Genomic DNA, 7,547 nt, shown 5'->3' with positions numbered 1-7,547 from the left:
CGAAGCCGAAGTCCAAAATTGATATCAGCCAGGGGTTCCTGAAAAACTCAACCAAACCAAGTACGAGATGGTTAAACCAATGGCAATTAGCGCCACCCAGATAAAGCGATTATCTCTGGTATTGACCTGACTGAGGTCAACTAATTCTGGCTGGGCAAGTTTCGGCTTCTGCTGGACAGAAGATTTCGTAGACTTAGCGACAGTAATTTTGAGTTCATTCTCAGATAATGCACCCAAATCGGGAATTTCGGTCATCCATTCGCTGGGTCTTTTCAGCTTTGGTGCTTTTAAGATGTAAAGCATCTGTCGCGCTTGTTTGCTGGTTTCAAAATCGGGATGGCGTTTGAGTCTTTCGCAAAGAGCGATCGCCTCATCCGTGCGTCCAGCTGCTTCATAAGCTGTCACTAGATGAATTTCTACTTCGCCCCCAAAGCGAGAATTAGCAGCTAACAGGGCGCTGGCCTTTTCTAAATTTTCTACGGCTTGGCGGTATTGCCCATTTTCAAAGGCAATTTTTCCCGTCTGGTAGCGGGTTTGAGCAATTTCTAAACTTTCTGCACTCACGTCTTATATAAAAAATCAGCACTATTTTTATTTTGCCAATAGTTGTAATGTTTTTGGAATCTTTTCAAAGGCTGGCAATCTGAAAGGGAACGAGAGAATATTAACTCGTGGCTAAATTGCCCCAACTCAGATAAGGTAATTTGCCAGCCGTTGTCCGAACTTGATCAGCATTGGCCACCAACTGACCGCAAGCGTCCCAAGTCCCGGAAATAAATGTGCTTCTTGTACCTTCACCGATCGCAACTAAACCAGTGTAATCACCAATTTGCACTTGCAAAGTTTCTAAATTCACTGTCACGACAGCTTGAGGATTGGTAGCTATTAACTCTTGCAGTTGTTTAACAGTAACAGCATCGGCTGTCACACAAGGTATGCCCATTGCCACACAGTTACCAAAAAAGATTTCGGCGAAGCTTTCCCCGATTAAAGCTTGGATTCCCCATTTTGCGATCGCTTGCGGTGCGTGTTCCCGTGATGAACCACAGCCAAAATTTCTATTGACTATTAAAACCTTTGCGCCTTGATATTGGGATTGGTCAAAGGGATGTTCACCTTTAAGTGCTGTCCGGTCATCGATAAACGCGCCTTCACCTAACCCATCAAAGGTAATGGCTTTCAAATATCGTGCGGGAATGATGCGATCGGTATCTATATCGTTGCCCACTAAGGGTATACCGCAACCTGAAACTGTTTTAACTTCACTCACCATAAATTTAAGTTCTTACTTGAATTATTGCCTGTTGCAGATTTCGCGTAACCTCTCCCCTGCTTGGGGTTACAGCAACTCGCGCACATCAGAAACTTCGCCTTTAATTGCAGCAGTGGCGACCATTGCCGGACTCATTAGCAATGTGCGCCCGGAAGAGGAACCTTGCCTTCCTTTAAAGTTGCGGTTGGAGGAAGAGGCGCTGATTTGTCTTCCTTGTAGCTTATCGGGGTTCATGGCCAAGCACATGGAACATCCGGGTTCCCGCCACTCAAATCCAGCTTCCTGAAAGATTTTATCCAGTCCTTCAGCTTCCGCCTCTTGCTTCACCCTTTCAGAACCAGGGACAACGAAGGCTTTGATTCCCTCAGCAACGTGGCGACCTTTGGCGATTTTCGCCGCTTCTCGCAAATCAGTAATCCTGCCGTTGGTGCAACTACCAATAAAGCAGACATCTATTTTGGTGCCCTTAATAGGTTGACCAGGATATAAATCCATGTAGAGGTAAGCTTCTTCGGCAATGAATCGGTCTTCTTCCAGCAGTTCTTCTGGCTGAGGTACTGACTGGTTGACACCGATACCTTGACCGGGAGTAATCCCCCAGGTAACAGTAGGAGAAATTTCCGCAGCGTCGAATACGACTATATCATCGTAGTGGGCATCAGCATCACTCTTGATGGATTCCCACCAAACTACTGCTTGATCCCAATCTGCATTTTTGGGAGCAAAATCTCTACCTTTAAGGTAATCGTAGGTGACTTGATCGGGATTGACATAGCCGCATCTAGCACCGCCTTCGATCGCCATATTGCAGACAGTCATCCTTTCTTCCATATTCATTTGCTCAAATGTCGTACCTGCAAATTCGTAGCCATAGCCGACACCACCTTTCACGCCAAGTGTGCGGATGATATGCAAAATTACATCTTTGGCGTAAACTCCGGGGTTGAGAGTGCCGTTAACTTCAATTTTGCGGACTTTCAACTTAGAAAGAGCGAGGGTTTGAGAAGCGAGAATATCCCGGACTTGACTAGTACCAATCCCAAATGCGATCGCACCAAATGCCCCATGACTTGATGTGTGACTATCTCCACAAGCGATCGTCATTCCTGGTTGCGTCAGCCCCAGTTCTGGAGCGATGACATGAACTATACCTTGACTGCCAGAACCGATATTGTAAAAAGTTATGTTATTTTCTTGACAGTTATGTTCGAGCGCCTGGATCATTTCCTCTGCCAAGCGATCGCCAAAGGGACGCACCTGGTTTTCTGTCGGCACAATATGATCGACTGTGGCGACAGTACGCTCTGGAAACAGTACTTTTAAACCCCTCTCGCGTAACATCGCAAAGGCTTGGGGACTGGTGACTTCATGAATTAGGTGAAGCCCGATAAATAGTTGCGTCAGCCCTGAGGGAAGTGTACCAACGGTGTGTAAGTCCCAAACTTTATCAAACAGGGTACCTTTGCTCATACGTCAATCAATATTTAAAGAGTCCGATCTTAAATAGTATCAAAAAAGAGTCTCGGTTTTTGCAGATACTTGATATTAGTTACATCTTATTTCTCTGTGCCACGCCAGTTGCTACAACGGGGGGAACCCCCGCAACGCACTGGCTTCTCTGCGCCTGTGTGCTTTTATTCTTTCTTAACGAACCGCAGAGAGGCACAGATCACAGAGGAAGAGAGAAGAGAGGTAACTTACAGCAGAAATCATGTATTTTGAACCACATCTGTCGTAGGGGCACAGAAAAAGCTCATTGGTGTCAACTTAACGTAGAAGTTAGCCTTGGCAAGCTTTCGAGGTTTGACCCTCACAAGAACAGCCCCTCTCCCAATTTTGGGAGAGGGGAGCAAATTCTCTAGTTCCCCGAATCCCAAGTTGGGAGAAGGGGTTAGGGGATGAGGGCAAAACGCCTTCTCAAAGCAGATTTTTTCTTAAGTTGACACGCATAAGCTTTTTCTGTGCCCCTACCGCGTGGTCTATTTACCTGAAAATAGCTGTAAAGACCATTCGCTCACCTTTGAGGTAGCAAAAGCAAAAATTCTCCGAAATATTGAGATGCAAAGATGTAAATAACTTTATCCTTTCACTCAAGGATATCTAGGACAATACGAGATAGTTGCACTACCAGCATTATGCCCATAGATTTACGGGAATTTTATCAGGCTTCCGACCCCAGCAGAACTCTGTTTGTCAACAATAGCTCTGATGGCAAGTATTATATAGATTTTTCCTCAGTCCGAGGTGGGGATATTCTTGGCAAGCTGATGCAAAAAATTACTTATTTTAAGCCCAATGAACCCACTTGCACTTTATTTACTGGGCATATTGGTTGTGGAAAATCGACGGAACTACTACGGTTACAGGCGGAACTGGAAAAGTTAGGCTTCCATGTCGTCTATTTTGAGTCCAGTGAAGACCTGGAAATGACTGATGTCGATATTGCTGATGTGCTGCTAGCGATCGCTCGTCGTGTGAGTCAAAGTCTAGATAAAATTACCCTGGAGGCACCCAACAAGTTTAATGAGTTGCTCCAAGGTGCTTGGAAAGTCTTAAACTCCGAGGTGACGGGGGTAAAAGTTAAGGTTCCCAATGTCGGCGATTTTGGTGTCACCTCTGAAAAAGAAAAATTATCTCTGTCTGTGGGCATTGGTGAAATCACCGCCAAGATGAAAAATGACCCAACGCTGCGGGAGAAACTCAATCAGTATTTGGCACCGCAAAAAACTAAGCTGCTGGAAGCAATTAACCAAGAATTGTTGGAACCTGCCGTAGTTAAACTCAAACAGCAGGGTAAAAATGGTCTAGTGGTAATCGTCGATAATCTTGACCGCATAGATAATCGTGCCAAACCTTGGGGGCGTCCGCAGCAGGAATATTTATTTGTCGATCAGGGTGAGTTTTTGACGAAGCTTAATTGTCATCTAATCTACACCATGCCCTTAGCTTTGAAGTTTTCCAATGATTACGGAATGCTGACTCAGCGTTTCCCAGAAGATCCCAAGGTGTTACCAATGGTACCTGTAGAATGGCGTGATGGCAGTGTTCATCCACAGGGAATGGCACTCATGCAGCAGATGGTATTAGCGAGAGGTTTTCCTGACTTGACACCAGAGGAGCGTTTAAATCAAGTTACGGAGATTTTTGATAGTGCTGCTAGCCTAGAGCGGTTATGTCTAATGAGTGGTGGTCATGTGCGGGACGTGCTGAGGCTGCTGAATACCTGGATTACGGAAGAAATGAGTCTTCCCCTCACCCGTGAAACCTTAGAGCAAGTTATTCGTTCTCGGCGGAATGAAATAATCTTACCGATTTCTGAGGGTGAGTGGCAATTGTTACGTCATGTCAAGGAAAGGAAAAAGGTGAGTGATGACCACGGATATCAAAAACTGATCCGCAGTCGGTTTGTCTTTGAATATCGCGATCGTGGGGAGTCTTGGTTTGATGTTAATCCCATTTTGGCTGAGGCGAGGGAGTTGCAATGAGGAACTAGGGAACCGAAAAATAATGGGAGCATCTCAGTGAAAGCAAATAGACCAAATGAGAAACAAGATTCTTGCTCCCTCTCCTTACCAAGGAGAGGGTTGGGGTGAGGTTTTACAAGGCTTTTTACGAAAGTTAGATACTCCCAAAATAATTAGATCATGAAACCAGAAACCAAAAATGTTTTGTTAAAAGCTTACGCACAATTGCACAAAATCACAGAAGAATTGTACTCAGCCTCGGATAAAGCCGTAGAAAACAACGATTTTGAGGACGCTAGCTTACTAGCCAGTAGAGCGGATAGACTTTATGAAGAGATAGAAAATTTAGAGATTGTAATTTCAGAACAAGAGGAAATATGAAAACAATCCCAGAGTTAAAGACTCGGATTCAAGAACTCAGTAAACAAGCTGTTGAATTTAGTAGAAAAGCATCGGAAGTGTGTTTAAATGACCGTCAGCAAGCCAAGTATTTTAGACAACAAGCAAGAGAAGCTAGCAAACGCACTCAAGTATTAATACAGGAGTTAAAACGCCAGGAAGTTTAATTTTGTAGTCTTGAATCCTTCCTCTGCCTCCTACACTCTAGATTTACCTCAGCTGATGAGAGACTCGCAACCACCAGAAGATGACTATCTAAACAGCGATGTCTACGACGAGCTACGCCTACGCTCTGTGACACAATTAGCTTGGGCGATTGAGTCCTCTGTGGGACAGTTTAAGCTAATTTTGGCACGGTGTAATTATGCTAGAGAGCGCGATCGCCTCATCCAAAAATTGCCGGAAATTTGTCAAGTCGAAATTCGGATCTTGGCGGTGCAGCAATCTCACAGGACTCTTTATACTGCGATTCAGTCAGAATTCGGCAAAGAAATCCCAGCCTGTGTGATGGTTGTCGGTTTGGAATCAGTGCAGAATTTGTCTGTGATGTTAACTTCTGCTAATCAGGTGCGGGAGGAGTTTCGCAAGAATTTTCCTTTTCCCTTAGTGTTGTGGATTGACGATGAAATCTATAAACAACTAATACAGCTTGCGCCAGATTTAGAGAGTTGGGCGACTACAAGGAATTTTGCCATATCAACACAGGAATTAGTAGATTTTATCATCCAAACGGCTAATCAATGGTTTAGTAATAACTTAAATTTTAGGGTTCTTCAGTACCTGTTATGCTAAATTATTAGTTAAACATCAAAATTTGGCTTAAAAAATAGGGTTAAAAGCCAAAATTATTACTAAAATCCTAAAATGTTAGCAAATAATGCTAATTATGTTGATAAATAAGGCTTTCAGGGTTTTATCAAAGGAGTTTAGCATAGTAAGTACTGAAGAGCCAATTTTAGCGTCGATGTATATATAAAACTGGAAAATGAGTTAGAAGCAGCGCAAAGAGATTTACTCAACAAGCCAGATGTTTATAATTTAGAAATTCAAGCTAATTTAGAATCTTTACTAGGTTTTATCAAACAGATAAATAATCACAAAGATTCGGCGTTACAGCATTATCACAAAGCTTTTGAACTCTGGCAGCAAAATCATAATTTAGAACGGCAGGCAAAAATCCTCGGTGAGATTGGCTTTTGCTGTTATCTCAAAGCTTTTAAACATCAAGATATCAATCATCCAGATTGGCAGATAACTTGGGGTTATGTTCAAGAGTATATAAATTTTATTAACCAGTTTAAAAGTCCAGATTTAATTGCTAATGCAGTAGTTAAATTCGGTGATATTTTGCGAGACTTGCAAAAGTGGGAAACGTTGCAGAGTCTTGCTGAACAAGCTTTAGTAATCCATCAAACTAACAACCAGCTAAAGGAATTAGCCAAAGATTACGGTTTTTTAGCTGAGGTGGCTTTGGCTGAAAATAACTGGGTGAAAGCAAATCAGTTTGTTCAACAAGCTTTAAAAGTTTTCGCCGCAATTCCCAATCTGGAATCAGCGAATGTATCAGGGGTTTTAGCTGATATTCCCGAAAGGGTTTTAGAATCAAAAGATTTCAGCTTCTATCAGCTTCTCTTAGGTCGTTCTCAATACCATTTAGGTGAAATTAAAGAGGCAACTCTCAGCTTAGAAACTGCTAGAGATGTGGGTAATCCCCTAGAAGATGTCAGGCTTTATTTGGATATTCTCAGATTTTTGCAGCAGCTTTATTTTGAGCAGAAAGAATATCTCCAAGCATACAGAATCAAACAGCAACGGCGTTCTATTGAACAGCAATTTGGTTTGCGGGCTTTTATTGGTGCGGGTAGGTTAGAAGCGACAAAACAGGCATTTGTAGAGACATTGCGCTCAAATCCCCAAGAAAATATTGCCCCAGAAATTGCTGCATCTGGTCGCCTATTGGATGTAGAACGTTTAATTGAACGCATGGGTCGCCCTGATTATAAGTTGATAGTAATTCATGGGCAATCGGGTGTAGGCAAAAGTTCCCTAGTGAATGCGGGACTGGTGCCAGCTTTAAAGAATAAAGCGATCGGTATTCAAGATTATTTGCCGGTGGTAATGCGCGTTTACACCAACTGGGTGGAAGAGTTGGGGAGGCTTTTGGGAAATGGAGGGGATGAGGGGGAGTTAGAATCTCCTTCATCCACCTTTGAACCGGATGCATCCACCTCAGAACTCCGTTCATCCACCTTTGAACCGGATGCATCCACCTCAGAACTCCGTTCATCTCCCTTTGAACCGGATGCATCCACCTTTGAACTCCGTTCATCCACCTTTGAACCGGATGCATCCACCTCAGAACTCCGTTCATCCACCTTTGAACCGGATGCATCCACCTTTGATACTCAAAA

At 43.4% G+C, this 7,547-nt stretch carries 8 protein-coding genes; 5 read left to right on the top strand and 3 right to left on the bottom strand.

Annotated features, from left to right (window positions below):
* Positions 1-24 precede the first annotated feature (24 nt).
* The 3 genes from ACYTXL_RS33270 to leuC form a co-directional block, all read right to left on the bottom strand.
* Positions 25-564 (bottom strand): tetratricopeptide repeat protein, encoded by a 540-nt coding sequence (locus tag ACYTXL_RS33270; protein ID WP_461928314.1) that lies wholly within the window; start codon positions 562-564, stop codon positions 25-27.
* 100 nt (positions 565-664) lie between these two features.
* On the bottom strand, positions 665-1,273 hold the full coding sequence (leuD, locus tag ACYTXL_RS33265; RefSeq protein WP_461928313.1) for a 3-isopropylmalate dehydratase small subunit: 609 nt from the start codon (positions 1,271-1,273) through the stop codon (positions 665-667).
* A gap of 66 nt (positions 1,274-1,339) precedes the next feature.
* Positions 1,340-2,743, bottom strand: a complete 1,404-nt coding sequence (leuC, locus tag ACYTXL_RS33260) for a 3-isopropylmalate dehydratase large subunit (RefSeq protein ID WP_461928312.1) — start codon at positions 2,741-2,743, stop codon at positions 1,340-1,342.
* A gap of 665 nt (positions 2,744-3,408) precedes the next feature.
* Here leuC and ACYTXL_RS33255 point away from each other — a divergent pair.
* The 5 genes from ACYTXL_RS33255 to ACYTXL_RS33235 form a co-directional block, all read left to right on the top strand.
* Entirely contained in the window at positions 3,409-4,758 is a 1,350-nt protein-coding gene (locus ACYTXL_RS33255; protein WP_461928311.1) for an ATP-binding protein, read from the top strand.
* Positions 4,759-4,917: 159 nt separating this feature from the next.
* Positions 4,918-5,118, top strand: coding sequence for a hypothetical protein (locus tag ACYTXL_RS33250; RefSeq protein ID WP_461928310.1), 201 nt, complete (start codon positions 4,918-4,920; stop codon positions 5,116-5,118).
* Positions 5,115-5,303: a hypothetical protein gene (locus ACYTXL_RS33245; RefSeq protein ID WP_461928309.1), complete on the top strand. Its 189-nt coding sequence runs from the start codon at positions 5,115-5,117 to the stop codon at positions 5,301-5,303. The genes ACYTXL_RS33250 and ACYTXL_RS33245 overlap by 4 nt, the downstream gene beginning before the upstream one ends.
* 55 nt (positions 5,304-5,358) lie before the next feature.
* Entirely contained in the window at positions 5,359-5,928 is a 570-nt protein-coding gene (locus ACYTXL_RS33240; RefSeq protein WP_461928308.1) for a hypothetical protein, read from the top strand.
* Positions 5,929-6,483: 555 nt separating this feature from the next.
* Positions 6,484-7,547 (top strand): nSTAND1 domain-containing NTPase (locus ACYTXL_RS33235; protein WP_461928307.1); only part of this gene is annotated, 1,064 nt, incomplete at its 3' end.

The sequence above is a fragment of the Nostoc sp. genome, from assembly GCF_054880495.1.
The sequence above is the reverse complement of the archived record's forward strand: the minus strand, read 5'-3'. Positions and strand labels throughout refer to the sequence as shown.

Excerpts from the sequence above, each read along its gene's own strand:
- leuD (WP_461928313.1), bottom strand. The coding sequence starts at position 1,273 with ATGGTGAGTGAAGTTAAAACAGTTTCAGGTTGCGGTATACCCTTAGTG.
- leuC (WP_461928312.1), bottom strand. The coding sequence starts at position 2,743 with ATGAGCAAAGGTACCCTGTTTGATAAAGTTTGGGACTTACACACCGTT.
- ACYTXL_RS33255 (WP_461928311.1), top strand. The coding sequence starts at position 3,409 with ATGCCCATAGATTTACGGGAATTTTATCAGGCTTCCGACCCCAGCAGA.
- ACYTXL_RS33250 (WP_461928310.1), top strand. The coding sequence starts at position 4,918 with ATGAAACCAGAAACCAAAAATGTTTTGTTAAAAGCTTACGCACAATTG.
- ACYTXL_RS33245 (WP_461928309.1), top strand. The coding sequence starts at position 5,115 with ATGAAAACAATCCCAGAGTTAAAGACTCGGATTCAAGAACTCAGTAAA.
- ACYTXL_RS33240 (WP_461928308.1), top strand. The coding sequence starts at position 5,359 with ATGAGAGACTCGCAACCACCAGAAGATGACTATCTAAACAGCGATGTC.